Source organism: Nonomuraea phyllanthi (assembly GCF_006334985.2).
GTDB lineage: Bacteria > Actinomycetota > Actinomycetes > Streptosporangiales > Streptosporangiaceae > Nonomuraea > Nonomuraea phyllanthi.
The window spans coordinates 357,002-372,405 of record NZ_VDLX02000007.1; the positions used below are offsets into that span (position 1 = coordinate 357,002).

The 15,404-nt window shown below is 72.4% G+C and carries 14 protein-coding genes; 6 read left to right on the forward strand and 8 right to left on the reverse strand.

What is annotated here, in order from left to right; genetic code table 11:
• The first annotated feature begins 131 nt into the window (after positions 1-131).
• The 6 genes from FH608_RS21080 (at position 132) to FH608_RS21105 (ending at position 5,209) form a co-directional block, all read left to right on the forward strand.
• Entirely contained in the window at positions 132-803 is a 672-nt protein-coding gene (locus tag FH608_RS21080) for a rhomboid family intramembrane serine protease (protein ID WP_139632259.1), read from the forward strand.
• On the forward strand, positions 749-1,246 hold the full coding sequence (locus FH608_RS21085) for an HIT family protein (protein ID WP_139632260.1): 498 nt from the start codon (positions 749-751) through the stop codon (positions 1,244-1,246). Before FH608_RS21080 ends, FH608_RS21085 begins: the two co-directional genes overlap by 55 nt.
• Before the next feature lie 129 nt (positions 1,247-1,375).
• Positions 1,376-2,275 (forward strand): ABC transporter ATP-binding protein, encoded by a 900-nt coding sequence (locus FH608_RS21090; protein ID WP_139632261.1) that lies wholly within the window; start codon positions 1,376-1,378, stop codon positions 2,273-2,275.
• Positions 2,272-3,036, forward strand: coding sequence for a hypothetical protein (locus FH608_RS21095; protein ID WP_139632262.1), 765 nt, complete (start codon positions 2,272-2,274; stop codon positions 3,034-3,036). The genes FH608_RS21090 and FH608_RS21095 overlap by 4 nt, the downstream gene beginning before the upstream one ends.
• 20 nt (positions 3,037-3,056) lie before the next feature.
• Positions 3,057-3,770: a response regulator transcription factor gene (locus FH608_RS21100; protein WP_317135573.1), complete on the forward strand. Its 714-nt coding sequence runs from the start codon at positions 3,057-3,059 to the stop codon at positions 3,768-3,770.
• Positions 3,767-5,209, forward strand: coding sequence for a sensor histidine kinase (locus FH608_RS21105; protein ID WP_226899734.1), 1,443 nt, complete (start codon positions 3,767-3,769; stop codon positions 5,207-5,209). Before FH608_RS21100 ends, FH608_RS21105 begins: the two co-directional genes overlap by 4 nt.
• A gap of 58 nt (positions 5,210-5,267) precedes the next feature.
• Here the strand turns inward: FH608_RS21105 and FH608_RS21110 are convergent, their stop codons facing one another.
• The 8 genes from FH608_RS21110 to FH608_RS21145 all read right to left on the reverse strand — a co-directional run bounded on the left by FH608_RS21110 (position 5,268) and on the right by FH608_RS21145 (position 15,385).
• Positions 5,268-6,221, reverse strand: coding sequence for an electron transfer flavoprotein subunit alpha/FixB family protein (locus tag FH608_RS21110; protein WP_139632263.1), 954 nt, complete (start codon positions 6,219-6,221; stop codon positions 5,268-5,270).
• A 21-nt stretch (positions 6,222-6,242) separates the two neighbouring features.
• Positions 6,243-7,022 carry an electron transfer flavoprotein subunit beta/FixA family protein gene (locus FH608_RS21115; RefSeq protein WP_139632264.1) on the reverse strand — a complete coding sequence of 260 codons (780 nt, stop codon included), beginning with the start codon at positions 7,020-7,022 and terminating at the stop codon, positions 6,243-6,245.
• A 210-nt stretch (positions 7,023-7,232) separates the two neighbouring features.
• The gene (locus FH608_RS21120; protein ID WP_139632265.1) at positions 7,233-8,435 is read right to left on the reverse strand and encodes a serine/threonine-protein kinase; all 1,203 of its coding nucleotides are present in this window, start codon (positions 8,433-8,435) and stop codon (positions 7,233-7,235) included.
• Positions 8,436-8,471: 36 nt separating this feature from the next.
• Positions 8,472-10,262: a serine/threonine-protein kinase gene (locus FH608_RS53845; protein WP_139632266.1), complete on the reverse strand. Its 1,791-nt coding sequence runs from the start codon at positions 10,260-10,262 to the stop codon at positions 8,472-8,474.
• Between the two features lie 16 nt (positions 10,263-10,278).
• A complete protein-coding gene (locus tag FH608_RS21130; protein WP_139632267.1) occupies positions 10,279-12,246 on the reverse strand; it encodes a serine/threonine-protein kinase in 1,968 nt (655 codons plus the stop codon).
• A 133-nt stretch (positions 12,247-12,379) separates the two neighbouring features.
• Positions 12,380-12,892, reverse strand: coding sequence for a YbaK/EbsC family protein (locus tag FH608_RS21135; protein WP_139632268.1), 513 nt, complete (start codon positions 12,890-12,892; stop codon positions 12,380-12,382).
• Positions 12,893-12,965: 73 nt separating this feature from the next.
• Positions 12,966-14,516: a flavin monoamine oxidase family protein gene (locus FH608_RS21140; RefSeq protein WP_226899735.1), complete on the reverse strand. Its 1,551-nt coding sequence runs from the start codon at positions 14,514-14,516 to the stop codon at positions 12,966-12,968.
• A gap of 26 nt (positions 14,517-14,542) precedes the next feature.
• Entirely contained in the window at positions 14,543-15,385 is an 843-nt protein-coding gene (locus FH608_RS21145; RefSeq protein WP_139632269.1) for a M55 family metallopeptidase, read from the reverse strand.
• Positions 15,386-15,404: the final 19 nt, after the last annotated feature.

Consider the following 15,404-nt stretch of genomic DNA (forward strand, 5'->3'; position numbering starts at 1 on the left):
GACGCAGGGCCGACGCAGGGCCGGGCGAGGTCGACGCGGGCCCGAACGGCCGCGGCCCGTGACATTTGTCACCGTTCGACCTGTTAGGTCCGGCACTCCCCGGATCGGCGCACCCGTGCGAGGCTGACGGCGTGTTCAAGCCCTACGCCACCGCCACCGCCTTCGCCGTCACCGCCGTCCCCAGCCTGCTCCAGTTCGCCCTCCCCGGCCTGCAGCCGGCCCTGATGCGGGACCCGGCCGCGATCCGCGGCGGCGAGTGGTGGCGGCTGGGGACGGCGCTGGTCGTGCAGGACGGCGGCCTGCTGGGCACCCTGTTCAACCTGGCGTTCCTCGCGGTGCTCGGCTACCTCGCCGAGCGGTCGTTCGGCCCGGCCCGCTGGCTCGCCCTGTACGCGGCCGGCGCCGTGACCGGCGAGGCCGCCGGGTACCTCCTGGACGACCAGGGCGCTGGCAACTCGATCGCCCTGTGCGGCCTGGCCGCCGGCCTCGCCCTGGCCGCGGAGGAGAGGACGGCCCGCTCGCTGGGTGCGTTCTACGCGATCGTGTCGGGCGTCTGGCTCCTCGCCGCCCTGGGCACGTGGGGCGTGGTCGCCATGGTCGCCGTCGCCGCCGCCGGTTTCCAGCTCGTCGCGCAGCGCGAGCGCGTGCCCGCCGCCCTCTTCACCGCCGTCCCGATCGCCGTCGCCGCCGTGCTGGTCGCCCTGCGCGACCTCCACGGGTTCGCGCTCGTGGGTGGCATGATCGTGGCATGGATCTTGAGAGGAACGTCCCCTTCGACATCCAGGAGTACGAGGCCCGCGTGAGGTCGGGCCCCTGCTTCATCTGCGCCATCGTCGCAGGCGACCCGGCGTACGCCGACGAGCAGATCGTCTACGAGGACGACCGCCACCTCGCGTTCCTCTCCCGCTACCCCACCCTGCCCGGCTACCTGCTGGTGAGCCCCAAGCAGCACGTCGAGCACGTCGTGCGCGACCTCGCCGAGGACGCCTACCTCGCCCTGATGGGCGTGGTCAGGAAGGTGGCGCTGGCCGTGGAGTCGGTCGTGCCGTCGGAGCGCACGTACCTGCTGTCGCTCGGCAGCCAGCAGGGCAACGCCCACCTGCACTGGCACGTGGCGCCGCTGCCGCCCGGCACCCCGTACGCGAAGCAGCAGTATCACGCGCTCATGTCCGAGAACGGCCTGATTCCCTGGAGCCGGTCTCAGGCCGAGGACCTGGCCGCCCGCCTCAGGGCGGCGCTGGCCTGACGGTCTCTGGGAGTTCCCTGTGGATCGGCGCGGCCGGCGCCGCGCGCCCCCACGTGGCGGCGTGCCGTTCACAGAGAACTCACAGAACCGCTCAGAACGCCTCCAATCCGCCGCTCCACGCTGGACCTCATGATTCAGCTCAGCGGACTGACCAAGCGCTACGGCGACAAGGTCGCTGTGGACGATCTCTCCTTCACGGTGCCTCCGGGCCTCGTCACCGGCTTCCTGGGGCCGAACGGCGCGGGCAAGACCACGGCGATGCGCATGATCCTCGGCCTCGACGTGCCCACCGCCGGCACGGCCACCGTCAACGGCCGGGCCCACCACGAGCTGGTGCGCCCGCTGCGCGTGATCGGCTCGATGCTGGACGCGCGGGCCGTACATCCGCAGCGCACGGCGTACAAGCACCTGCTCTACCTGGCCCAGACGAACGGCCTGCCGGTCTCCCGCGTCCATGAGGTGCTCGACGTGGTGGGGCTGTCGGAGGCGGCGGGCAGGAAGGCGGGCGGGTTCTCGCTGGGGATGAGCCAGCGGCTCGGCATCGCCGCCGCGCTGCTGGGGGATCCGCCGGTGCTGCTGCTGGACGAGCCGGTCAACGGGCTGGACCCGGAGGGCGTCCTGTGGATCCGCACGCTCATGCGGGGGCTGGCCGCCGAGGGCCGGACGGTGCTGGTCTCCAGCCACCTGATGAGCGAGGTGGCGCTCACGGCGGACCGGCTCGTGATCATCGGCAAGGGCCGGCTCATCGCCCAGGGCGAGATCGGCGAGTTCACCGGGACGGGGGCGGACGTGGTCGTCCGCACGCCCGACGCCGCCGCCTTCGCCCGTCGGCTGGAGCTGTCCGGCGCGCACGTGCGCCCAGGAGGAGGCGACGAGCTGCTGGTGCACGGCATGAGCGCCCCCGACGTGGGGCGGCTGGCGGCGGCCGAGGGCGTGACGCTGTACGAGCTGACCACGCGGCACGCCTCGCTGGAGGAGGCGTTCATGGAACTGACCCGCGACGCCGTCGAGTACGGATCGGCCCGATGATCGACGCGGGCGCGCTCAGGGCCGAGTGGACCAAGTTCACCAGCATCAGGGCCACCATGGTGCTGTCGCTGGCGACCGTCGTGGTGTCGGCGACGTTCGGGTGGCTGTTCGCCAACGCGGCGGCCGGTGAGTACGCCACCGCCACGGCGCAGGAGCGCCTGGACTTCCAGCCGCTGGACATGGGCACGCGCGGGCTGTTCATCGTCCAGCTGCTGATCTCGGCGCTGGGGGTGCTGGTGGCCTCCTCCGAGTACGGCTCGGGCACGATGCACGCGAGCCTGGCCGCCGTGGGCAGGCGCGGCCGGCTGGTGGCCGCCAAGACGTTGATCACCGCGCTGACCGCCCTGCCGGTGAGCGTGGCAGGCGTGTGGCTGATGTACACGATCGGCCAGAGCACGCTCGCCGCGAACGGAGCGCCGTACGTCTCGCCGGGCGACCCGGCCGCGGTGCGGCTGCTGCTGCTCGCGCCCGTCGTGCTCACGCTGCTGTCGCTGTTCGGGCTGGCGCTGGCGTTCCTGCTGCGGAGCACGGCCGCCGCCGTCAACGTCAGCACCGGCTTCCTGCTGGTGCCCGTCCTGGCCTCGGCCTCGCCGGGATTCCTGCGAAACCTCCTCCACACCTACTGGCCGAACATGGCCGCCTTCCAGACGGTCTCCGGTGCGTCCGAGCTGCCGCCCCTGCTGGCGTACGGGCTGTTCGCCGGGTTCATCGTGGTCATGCAGCTCGCCGCGTTCGCCCAGTTCAAGAACCGCGACGCCTGACTACGCTGAACGTCCGGGAGGTGGCTCACTTGGGCGAGCGGCTGCTGGTCGTGGACGACGAGCCCACGGTCAGGGAACTGCTGTCGGCGACGCTGCGGTTCGCGGGTTTCACCGTGAGCTCGGCCGACAGCGGCGCCGAGGCGCTGGAGGCGGCCCGCCGCGACCCGCCCGACCTGGTGCTGCTCGACGTCATGCTGCCCGACCTGGACGGCTTCGAGGTGCTGCGCCGCCTGCGCGGCCTGCCCCGGCCGGGCGGCCGGCCGGGGCCGGTGCCGGTGCTGTTCCTGACCGCCCGCGACGCCAGGGCCGACAAGGTCAACGGGCTCAGGCTGGGCGGCGACGACTACGTGACCAAGCCGTTCGACCTGGAGGAGCTGCTGGCCCGCATCAGAGCCATCCTGCGGCGCACCGGCGCGGTCCCCGACGACCAGACGCTCGTCGTCGGGGATCTGGAGGTCGATCCCGACGGCCACCAGGTGACCAGGGCCGGCCGCCCGGTGCGCCTGTCGCCCACCGAGTTCCGGCTCCTGCTGCACCTGGTGCTCAACGCCGGGCGGGTGCTGCCGAAGACGCAGATCCTCGAGCACGTGTGGCGCTACGACTTCGCCGGTGACACGAGCATCGTCGACACGTACGTGAGCTACCTGCGGCGAAAGCTCGACACCGGCGAGTCGCCCCGCCTGATCCACACGGTCCACGGCGTCGGCTACGTGCTGCGCAGGCCCAGACCGTGATCGCCCGGCTCTCCCTGCGCGCCCGGCTGCTGGCGATCACGGTCGCGCTGCTCGTCGTCGGCCTCGTCCTGATCAGTTCGTTCGTCGTACGACAGCTCGAGACCCAGCTCATGACCCGCGTGGACGGGCAGCTCGCCCCCATGGGGGCGGCGCTGTCGGTGGTGCCGCCCGAGGTGGCGACCGCGCTGCGGGACAAGGCCGGCTCGGCCCCGCTCGTGATGGGCGACCTCGACCTGATCACGACGGGGTACGCGGCCTACCTGGCGGACGACGGCACCGTGCTGCGCGCGTACGGCGACGTGCCGGGCCCCCGCCTGCCCCGCCTCGACACCGCCGCCATCGCCGCCCGCGCCGGGAAGCCGTTCACGGTGAGCGGCGCGGACGGTGGGGAGTGGCGCGCGGTGGCCCTGCCCGCCAGGCGCACGAGCACGACGATCGGCCACTCGGGCGTCGTGGCGGCGGTGTCGCTGGAGGGCATGTACTCCACGGTCCGCCGGACGGGGCTGGCCTGCCTCCTGGCCGGATCGGTGCTGCTGGCCGTGCTCGCGCTGGCGGGCGGGCCGGCGATCAGGGCGGGCCTGGCCCCGCTGCGCCGCGTCGAGGAGACGGCGGCGGCCATCGCGGACGGCGACCTCACCAGGCGGGTGCCCGGCGTGGCCGGCCCGGGCACGGAGGTCGGGCGGCTGGCGGACTCGATCAACAGGATGCTCGCCCAGATCGAGCAGGGGGTCGCGGCGAAGGTGGAGTCGGAGACGCGCATGCGCGGGTTCGTCGCCGACGTCAGCCACGAGCTCCGCACGCCGCTGTTCGGGATCAAGGGCTTCTCGGAGCTGTACCGCATGGGAGGCACGGAGGCCGGGGCCGCCCTGGCCCGCATCGAGAGCGAGTCGGGGCGGCTGGCCAAGCTGGTGGACGACCTGCTGCTGCTCGCCGGCCTGGACGAGAGCGACGGCCCGGGGCTGGACCTGTCGCCCATGGACCTGCGTACGCTCGCCGCCGACGCCCGGCACGACTTCGCCGCCCTCGACCCCACCCGCCCCGTCGCCTTCACCGGCCCGACCGGCGGCCCCGCCGCCAGCGCCCCGGTGCTGGGCGACGAGGCGCGGCTCCGGCAGGTCGTCACGAACCTCGTGGGCAACGCCGTCACCCACACGCCCGCCGGCACCCCGGTCAGGATCGGCGTGGGCACCGACGGCGGGGAGTCGGTCCTGGTGATCGCCGACGAGGGGCCCGGGCTGGGGGTGGAGGAGGCGTCGCGGGCGTTCGACCGCTTCTACCGCGCGGACGGCTCCCGCGCCCGGGCCACCGGCGGGGCGGGGCTGGGGCTCGCGATCGTACGGTCGATCGTGGTGGCGCATGGGGGGCGGGTGGAGCTGCACTCCGCGCCGGGCCGCGGCGCCTCCTTCGAGATCCGCCTCCCGTCCGCCGACCCCCCATGAACCCCTGCCCACGGCCGGCGCGAAGCGCTGTCCGGAGAGGACCGCGCCCTCCGCGCCCTCACTTGCGCTTGTTGATCTCCTCAGTGAGCTGGGGGACGACCTGGTGCAGGTCGCCCACCACGCCGTAGTCGGCCAGCTCGAAGATGGGCGCCTCCGGGTCCTTGTTGATCGCCACGATCGTCTTGGCGGTCTGCATGCCGGCCCGGTGCTGGATCGCCCCGGAGATCCCGGCCGCGATGTACAGCTGCGGCGACACGGTCTTGCCCGTCTGCCCCACCTGGAACTGGTGCGGGTACCAGCCGGCGTCCGTGGCGGCGCGGGAGGCTCCCACGGCGGCGCCGAGGGAGTCGGCCAGGCCCTCGATGACCGCGAAGTTCTCGGCGGAGCCGACGCCGCGCCCGCCCGAGACCACGATCGCGGCCTCCGTCAGCTCGGGACGCGCGCCCTTCTCCTGCTTGACCCGCTCGACGACGCGCACCGCCCTGGCCGCGTCGGACAGCGTGAGCGAGACCTCCTCCTCGGCCCCGGCGCCGGCCGCGGCCTCGGGGGCGGTCGAGTTGGGGCGCACGGCGACGATGGGCGTGCCCCTGACGACCTTGGACCGCACGTTGATGCCGCCGCCGAAGATGGACTGGTCGGCCACGAAGCCCTCGCCCAGGCCCACGGCGTCGGTGATGACCCCGGAGTCGGTCTTGACGGCCAGGCGCCCGGCGATCTCCTTGCCCTCGGCCGTGGCGGCGACGAGCACGGCGGCCGGCGCCTTGTCGGCCACGAGCCGGGCGAGCAGCTCGGCCTTGGGGGCGACGACGTAGTCGACGAGGTCGCCGGAGGGGGCGACGTAGATCTTGTCGGCGCCGTACTCGGCGAGCCTGGCCTTGGCCTCGGCGGTGATGCCGGGACCGGCCCAGACTGCGGCCGGGGTGCCGAGCGAGCGGGCCAGGGTCAGCAGCTCCAGCGTGACCTTCTTGACCTCGCCTTCGACCTGTTCGACGAGAACGAGAATCTCCGACATTTCAGTAAGTACTCCCGTTTCTCAGATGAACTTCTTGGACGCGAGGAAGTCGGCGGCCTTCGTACCGCCGTCGCCCTCGTCCTTGACGATCGTGCCGGCCGCGCGCGGCGGGGCGGCGGCGAAGTCGACGACCGAGGACCAGGCGGCGGCCAGGCCGACCTGGGCGGGGTCGATGGACGCGTCGCCGATGGCGAGGGTCTCGACCGGCTTCTTCTTGGCCGCCATGATGCCCTTGAAGGACGGGTAGCGCGGCTCGTTGATCTTCTCCACCACGGAGACGACGGCCGGCAGGGTGGCCTCGACCTTGTCGAAGCCGTAGTCGGTGATGCGCTGGACGGAGATCGAGGTGCCCTCGACGTCGACCTTGTTGGCCAGCGTGAGCTGCGGCGCGCCGAGCCGCTCGGCCAGCATCGCGGCCAGCACGCCGGTGCGCGCGTCGGTGGACTCCGAGCCCAGGATGACCAGGTCGAACCCGATCTTCTTGAGCACCTGCGCCATCGCGTAGGAGGTGGACAGCGCGTCGGAACCGTGCAGCGCGTCGTCGCTGAGGTGGACGGCCTTGTCGGCCCCCATGGCCAGCGCCTTGCGGATGGTCTCGGTGGCCTTGCCGGGGCCCATGGTGAGAACGGTCACCTCACCACCGTGGGCCTCCTTGAGCCGCAGCGCCTCCTCGACCGCGTACTCGTCAAGCTCGTTGACCACGCCGTCGACAGCGTCGCGGTCGAGCGTCTTGTCATCGGACCGCAGCTTGCGCTCGGTCGCAGTGTCGGGGACCTGCTTCACGCAGACGACGATGTTCATGGCCGGTGGCCGACCTCCCGTGCTCGCGTGCGCCACCGCCTCGCTGCGATGGACGCCGAATGCAATGCTGTCCAGACTGCCAGGTGCCTTCCGGGCCTCCGACAGAGGGTGTGTTCCCGTTCTTCGCGTGTCATGTTACCCATGAGTAGCTTAGCCGCAAACCTTCAGCCACCCACTATACAGAACTATGTTCGGTCCCAGCCGGGAGACCTACGCCGACAGCAGGAACACGATGCCCACCACCAGCGCCGTGCCGGCGAACAACGCCAGCGTGAACGGGCTGAACACGGCCGCGAGACCGAAGCAGAGTCCGGCGCACCCCGCCACGCTCGCCAGGTCCAGGATCATCCGGCCACGCCGGTACGGGCTCCGCGAGAACAGCGCCACCCCGGCGTCGCCGATCACGCCCAGCGCGTACGCCGCCAGCAGGAAGAGCGCCACCTCCGGCAGCGGCGCCCGGGCCGCGGCGGCCAGCAGCGACACGAACAGCCCCGAGCCGATCAGCCAGCGCCGGCGCACCTTCTCCCGATGCCTGGCCCTCGACTCCTCCACCGAGCGCCTGGGCCGCTCCCTGCGCCCCGGCCGCCACTCCCTGGTCGTCAGGTCGTCGCCGCCGCGCTGCACCCGGGGCGGCGGCACGCGCAGGGCGGGCTCGACACCGAGCCGGGCACACAACTGCGCGGCCGTGGGCCGCGCGGACGGGTCGGTGGCCAGGCATTCGCGTAACAGCGGCGCCAGCCACTCGGGCACGCCGTCCAGGTCGGGCGGGTGGTGCACGACCCGGTACGCGACCGCCGAGGCGGGCCCCTGCCCGTACGGCTGCCGCCCGGTCGTCGCGTAGGCCAGCGTCGCGCCGAAGGCGAACACGTCGGCCTCCGTGCCGGCCGCCTTGCCCTCCAGCACCTCGGGCGCCAGGTAGCCCGGCGTGCCCACCACCGCGCCGGAGGCCGTGACCGACAGCGAGTCGAGCGCGCTGGCGATGCCGAAGTCGATGACGACCGGCTCCCCCTCGGCCATCATCACGTTGGCCGGCTTGAGATCGCGGTGCACCACCCCGGCCTCATGCATGGCGAGCAGCGCGTCGGCCAGCCCGGCGGCCAGCCTGCGCAGGTCGGCGACGGGCACGGGCACGGCGCTGAGCGGGCGGCCCTGGACGTAGCGGGTCACGAGGTAGGGCCGGGAGCCGTCCAGCGAGGCGTCGAGCACCTCGGCCACGTGCGGCCCGCCGACCCTGCGCATGGTCTCGACCTCGCGGGCCAGCCGCGCCAGCGCCCCGCCGTCGGCGGCGACGTGGGGGTGGAGCACCTTGACCGCGACCGTACGGCCCTCGGGATCGAGCGCGAGGTGCACCTCGCCGAACCCTCCGGCTCCCAGCCGGGAAAGGAGCTCATATGGGCCGAGACGCTCGCTCATACCCTCATCTCTCCCCCCGAGAGCCCGTGGGGACACTCAGGACCAGAAGGTCAGGAACCCCAGCCCCAGGTCGCCGAGCAGGCTGTCGATCAGGCCGGTGATCAGGCCGATCGTGCTCTGCCTCGCGTCGCTCGCCAGGTCGTCGATCACCGCTTCGGGCGCCCGCCACGGATACCACACCGGGTCCTGCCCCAGGGCGAACATCACCGCGAACAGCGCGGCCGTGCCCACCAGCACGACCGCGACCAGCGCGGCGCCCGGGCTGCGCAGCACGCTGGTGAGCGAGCGCGTCACGGCCTGGCGCGGTGCCCCGCCGCCCGGCAGCACGAACAGGCCCGCCGCGAACGCGCCCGCCGCGTAGGAGGCGGCCTCGTTGACGCTCATCCGGCCCGCCCAGTAGAGCAGGCCCCAGACGCACACGCCGAACAGCAGCGACAGGGGCACCTGCACGGCCGTCACGAGCGCGGACTTCACCAGCGCCCACGGCGTGCCGACCACGGCGAGCAGCGGGTCGGCCGAGCTGGAGCCGCGCATCTGGCGCCGCTTGACCAGGTCGCCGAAGAGGTAGGCGCCGATGCGCAGCACCAGGGCCAGCGCGACGGCGATCGCCCCGACCATGACCGGCATCATCACGGTCAGCGCCACCAGCGTGACCAGCAGGAGCAGGCCCACGAACTGGCTGCCGAACAGGTATTTCTTCCGCTCGGCCGGCGGCTGGTAGCGCGGCGGCGGCGTGTGGGGCCTGGCCTGCGAGGGCGCCGTGGACGGCGGCGCCGGGTAGCCGGCGACCCGCTGGTCGGGGTACGGCGCGGGCGGCCTCGCCGCGACCGGCGCGGGCACGTAGGGGGGCGGCTGCTGCGCCGGGCTCGGCGGCTGCTGCCGGGTGGGTGGCGACTGCCGGGCAGGGGGCGGCGTGCCGTACTCGACCGGCGGCAGCAGGTCGGAGAAGGTGTCCATGCTCCGGGTGCGGTCGGTCATGCGCTTGGTGCCCGTCGGCCCCTCGAAGGAGGCCTCGTTGAACGTGGTCACCGCGGGATCGAGCGCCCTGGCCATCCGCAGCAGCTCGTGCGCGCCGGGCCGGGCCGCCGGATCGACCTGGAGCGCCCGGCTGAGCCAGCCGCGCAGCCACGCGGGCGCCTTGTCGAGCTGCGCCCGCCCCTCCATGATGTTGAAGCAGACCGCCTCGAACGTCCCCGTGCCGAACGGCGGGACGCCCGTGGCCGCGAAGAACACCGTCGAGGCCAGCGCGTGCACGTCGGCCGCCTGGGTGATGTCGGTGTCGCGGATGATCTCCGGCGCCAGGTAGCCCGGCGTGCCCACGAACATGCCCGTCTGGGTCAGCCTGGTGGCGTTCACCAGGTGGGCGATGCCGAAGTCAATGACCAGAGGCTCGCCGTCGACCAGCATGACGTTGGACGGCTTGAAGTCGCGGTGGATCACGTCGGCCGCGTGGATGGCCACCAGCGCCTGGCACAGCCCCTGCGTGAGCCTGATCAGCTCGCGCGCCTCCAGGGGGCCCTCGGCGAGGACGGTGTCCTCCAGCGTGCGGCCGGGCGCGAACCGGGTCACGACGTACGGCTGGCCGCCCACGAGCTCGGCGTCGATCACCTCGGCGACGTGCGGGCTGCGCACCCGGCGCATGGTCTCGACCTCGCGGGTCAGCCGGTCGCGTGCCTTGAGGTCGGCGGCCACGTGCGGGTGGAGCACCTTGATGGCGACCTCGCGGCCCTCGCCGTCGAGGCCGAGGTGGACGACCCCCATGCCGCCTTCGCCGATCTTCCTGATCAGGCGGTAGGGGCCAAGACGTTCTGGTGCCTGGGTGTTCATCGCCACCTTCCCCGCGTCATCCCCCGGAATCCCCCCTCAGACCATCTAGCTGATAGACCACTGGATCGACGTTCAGCGGAGTCCACACGGCCCTCCTTGGCTCTACCCCGAACGTGCCGATGGCAAGGATGAGCGAGAGCGCGGCCCCCGCCGCGAGGACTCCCGCCATCACCATGGCCGCTGTTGTCGAGGGTACGAGCGATGAGAGCGTTCTGCGCATCTGTTTGCCGGGACCCTCCACTCCGGGCCCGGCGCACACCGTCCACAGCGCGACCGCGGCGCCCCAGGAAAGGGCGTTGTACGGGTCCATCTTGGCCACGACCGTGAGCAGCAGCGTCACCGGCAGGCCGAGGATGAGCGCGTAGAGCACCAGCGCCAGCGTGATGCCCGCCGACTTGGCCAGCTCCTGCGGGAAGGAGAACACCTTGACCACGTCGAGCCAGGCCGCCCCAGCCGCCCGGCGTGCCGTGAACCGGGGCTGGGCGAGGTCGGCCGCGCGCAGCAGGATCGCGACCGGCAGCGCCACCACCATGACGACCACGGGCAGCAGCACGGCGGCCACGATCATGAGCACGAGCAGCATCGCGCTCGCCAGCCCGTACGCCTTGGTCCGCTGCGCCCCCGGGACCTGCGGCGCGTAGGGCTGCTGGTCGGCGAGCGGGTCGGTCCGCGGATACTGCGGCGGGATGTACGGGGGCGGCCGGAGCGGGCTCGGCGCGGGCCTGCCGTAGTCGGGCGACTCGGGGCCCTGCCCGTGGGGCGCGTTCGGCACCGGGGTGTGCAGCCTGCCGTAGTCGGGCGACTCGGGACGCACCCGCCGGGTCGGCACGTCGCCGTCGCCGGGCGGGGCCGCGAGGCCGTGGCGGTTGAGCGGCTGCGGCCAGGACGGGGCCGCGGCGCCGCCCTCCCGCTGGATGCGGCGCAGCTCCTCGGGCGTCACCCTGCGGGTCGGCCACGGGTCGGGCTGGTCGGGCAGGAGCGAGACGTACTGCTGGTCCTGCGGCGGCGCGGTGGGCTGCTCCTCCTGCTCGATGAGGGACTTCGGCGTCACCGGCGGCGTGGGGATGTCGTACGGGCGGCTGTCCTGCCGGCTGTCCTGCCGACTGTCCGGGCGGCTGTCGCGCGCCGGCTCGACGGCGGGCTCCACGGGACGCGGCGAGGTCGGGATCTCGTCGGGCGAGCCCGCCCGGGGCTGCTGCGGCAGCATCCTGGCGGCCTGCTCGGCCAGCTCGGCGGCCCTGGGCCGCTTGCTCGGGTTGCGCTGGAAGGCCGCCTTGAGCAGCGGCTGCAGCGTGGCGGGCGCGGCGCCCACGTCGGCCTTGCCCGCCGTGATGTTGTAGAAGACCATCTCCAGCGTGCCCTTGCCGAAGGGCGGGTGGCCGGTCGCGGCGAACAGCAGCGTGCCCGCCCACGCGTGGATGTCGACCTCGGGCCCGGCCTCCTGGCCCTCGATGATCTCGGGCGCGAGGTAGCCGGGCGTGCCGATGAACATGCCGGTCTGCGTCAGCCGCGTGGCGTCCACCGCCTGCGCGATGCCGAAGTCGATCAGGACCGGCTCGCCGTCGAGGATCAGCACGTTGCCCGGCTTGAGGTCGCGGTGGATCACGCCCACCGAGTGCACGGAGGCCAGCGCGGACGCCACCCCGTGCGCGACCCTGGCCAGCGCCGGCAGGTCGAGCGGCCCGTCGTCCTTGACGATCTCGTCGAGGGGACGGCCGGGGACGTAGCGGGTCACGATGTAGGGGCGATGGCCGGTGACGTCGGCGTCGAGCACCTCGGCGATGTACTTGCTGCGCACCCGCCGCATCGTCTCGACCTCGCGCGAAAGCCGTCGCCTGGCGACCTCGTCACCGGCGACCTCCGCGCGCAGGACCTTGACCGCCACCTGCCGGCCCTGGGGGTCGACAGCGAGGTGGACAACGCCCATCCCGCCTTCACCGAGCCGCCTGAGCAGCCGGTAAGGGCCGAGTCGGTCATCGTTCATGGCATGAAGCACCATACCGGCTTAATCCCCGCCCACGAGATGAACCATGAGGCCACATTCCCACTCGTACAACGTCCAGAAAGGCCCCATGGGTTTCCCATCCAACGGTCTCGAATCGGCTTCAGTTTTCCCGTCAGCCGGCCAGCGGCAGCACCTCGGCGTTCTTCAGACCGGCCAGCGCGGCGCCCGACACGGCCAGCTTCGACCGGCGCACGCCGCTGCCGATCACCACCCTCGGGTGCCCGGCGACATGGGTGTCGACCAGGATCGGCCAGTCGCCCGGCAGGCCGAGCGGGGTGATGCCGCCGTACTCCATGCCGGTCAGCTCCACCGCGTCGGCCATCGGCGCGAAGCTCGCCTTGCGGGCCTCCAGGTGCTTGCGCACCACGCCGTTGACGTCGACGCGCATCGTGGCCAGCACCATGCAGGCGGCGTAGCGCGTCTCGCCGCCCCTCCTGGCCGCCACGACCACGCAGTTGGCGGACTCGTCGAGGGTCACGGCGTACTGCTCGCAGAACGCCGCCGTGTCGGCCAGCCCGGGATCGATCTCGGCCACCTCGACGCCCTCGACGTCCGCCACGGCCTGCGCCACCGGATCGGCCAGCAGGTCGGTCCGCTCGGTCGCGGGCACCCAGTCCAACGCCATTCCAACTCCTCGATCCCGTCCTTCGGCTTCTCCCGAAAACCCTAACCCCGGGCCGAGGGAGCAGCGTGCGGCCTCACGCCGACTGCAGCACGCGCTGGTGCAGCCGGGTGACGACGCCGCGGGCGGACTCCATGGCCCCCGCCTGCCAGGCGATCAGATGGGTGAGCCAGTCCCCCGCGAAGTAGACCCTTCCGGCGGGGCGTTGCAGAAAAGTGAAGGACGAATCAAAGTCGGGCCAGCGCACCCAGCCTCCCTGGATGTGCGGCCGGCGCTCCCAGGCGATGGAGACGCTGGACAGGACGTTCTGGCGGTACTTCTCGCCGTGGATCTTCTTGCCCTGGGTGAGCGCCCTGCGCCTTCTGTCCTCCGGACTGAGGGCTCCGTACAGCTCGGCGTCCCTCTCGTGGTTGTAGTAGCCGACGAGGAGGCCGCGTTCGGCGTGGTAGTCGTGGGACGGGTACCAGATGTGCGCGATGTCCAGGTCGGTCTCGGTCACGCCGCCGTAGATGCGGTCCTCCAGCTCCCACCAGCGCGTGCCGTACTCTAAGCCGATCTTGCCGGCGGCGACCGGGACCGGGGCCCTGAGCGCGGTGGTGACCTGGGCGCCGAGGTTGTGCGGGATCTTGGCGAGGATGTGGGGCGGGAGGGCGGCGATGCAGTAGTCGGCCTTGACGCTGCCGCCCTCGTGGACGACCTCCACGCCGTCGTGCAGATTCGTGATCTTGGTGACCCTGGCGCCGGTCTTGATCCGCTCCTGGCCGACCGCCTCCGTGAGCCTGGCGACGATGGCGTCCATGCCGCCGACGGGCTGGAACATGGGGGTGGCCTGGTCGTAGCCGAAGTTGTTGGTGATGGCGCGGCCGGTGCCGGCGGCGAGGACCTGGTGGAGGGAGCCGGGGAGGTCGAGCGGGGTGCCCAGGTCGACTGCCGGATATTTCGTGAAACCGCGGCGCATGGACCCTTCGTACTCGAGCTTGGGGCCCAGGTCGCCGAACCTTCTCAGGAAGTCGAGCAGCGTCTCCTGGTCGGCCTTGGTGATGGTCCTGTTCAGCGCTCCGATATTTGTCGCTTTGGCCAGCAGCTCCGCGACATATCCGTACATGTCGGCTCGGGCAGTGCGCGACCGCACCGTCCTGCCGTTGGTGTGCACGTAGGCGGCGGCGTTGTCGTTGATGAACGTCTCGATGGGGATGCCCAGCTCGCGGCAGTAGTCGAGGGTCACCATCCAGGGGGCGATCCTGGCCGGACCGGCGTTGAAGTACACGCCCTGCCCGAACGTCACGTCCTGGGTGGGGCCGTTCAGCTCGTCCAGCCGGTCGCCGCCGCGCAGCGTCAGGTTCCGCCCGCCCGCCCGGTCCGCCGCTTCGAGCAGCGTGCAGTCGTAGCCGGCCTTGCCCAGCTCGTACGCGGCCGTCAGCCCCGCCACCCCTGCGCCGAGGATCACGACCGTGGCCGCCCCCTTGCCGCGCAGGCTGAAGTCGCCCGCCCTGGGCGCGACGAACTTCTTGTCCTGCTCGGACGGCGCCAGGCCCAGCGCGCCCATGGCGGCGTACATGGCTCCCGCGCCGCCCACCGCGCCGATCCCGACCAGCAGCCCCCGCCGGGTCAGCGCCGCCCCTTCCACCTCACGCTCTCCTTGCTCTCGCGGCCTCAGCCGTACGGACCGCTGCCGCAGGCGACCTGGCCGCCGATGGTGGCGAAGATGCCGAACAGCGCCATGATCTGGGTGAAGTCGTCCGTCGTGAACTCCGTGTGGCGCGACCCCACCTGCTTCACCCCCGGCACGAGGGCCACGGCGGCGGCGATGGCGGTGGAGTTCCACTCCACCCCCAAGGTGTACGGCGCCGGCACCTCGTACGGCGTGAAGTCGCTCAACCGGCGCAGTGCCCGCGCCGTGGCCTCACGGATCCGGGCCTGCGCGACGGCGGGCGGCAGCAGCTCGGCCGAGAACCTGTCGATGCCCTTCTTGACCGCCACCGTCTCGACGTCGCCCAGCACCGCGCGCGCCTCCTCGCCGACGGCCTCGTCGCCGGTCACGACCGCGACCGGCACCCCGTGGAACCCGGCGCACGCCGCCACGAGCCGCGTCTCGCCGCACAGCTCGCCGTTGAGGTAGACGTTCTGGATCTCCTTGCCCATCCAGGTGTGGTTGAGCACGCCGTCCTGGACGCCCGCGCGGGCGTGGTAGCCGACGAAGCACGCGGCCTGGAACGACCCGTCGAGGCCCTGGGCCATGCGCTGGGCCTTCCCCGGGCCGCGGATGAGGCTCGCCCTGGGGTCCAGCAGGTCGATCCGGAGGTTCTTCGTGGACCCGTGCGCGTCGTTGACCAGCACGGCCGACGCCCCGGCCTCGAACGCCCCCTCCACGGCGGCGTTGGCGTCGGCGGTCATCAGCTCGCAGCCGCGCTCGTAGCCGCGCTTGCCGGCGTGCATCTCCTCGGGGTCGGTGAGGCCGGTCACGCCCTCCATGTCGACCGACAGATAAACCTTCACGCGTCCTCACTCCTCACCT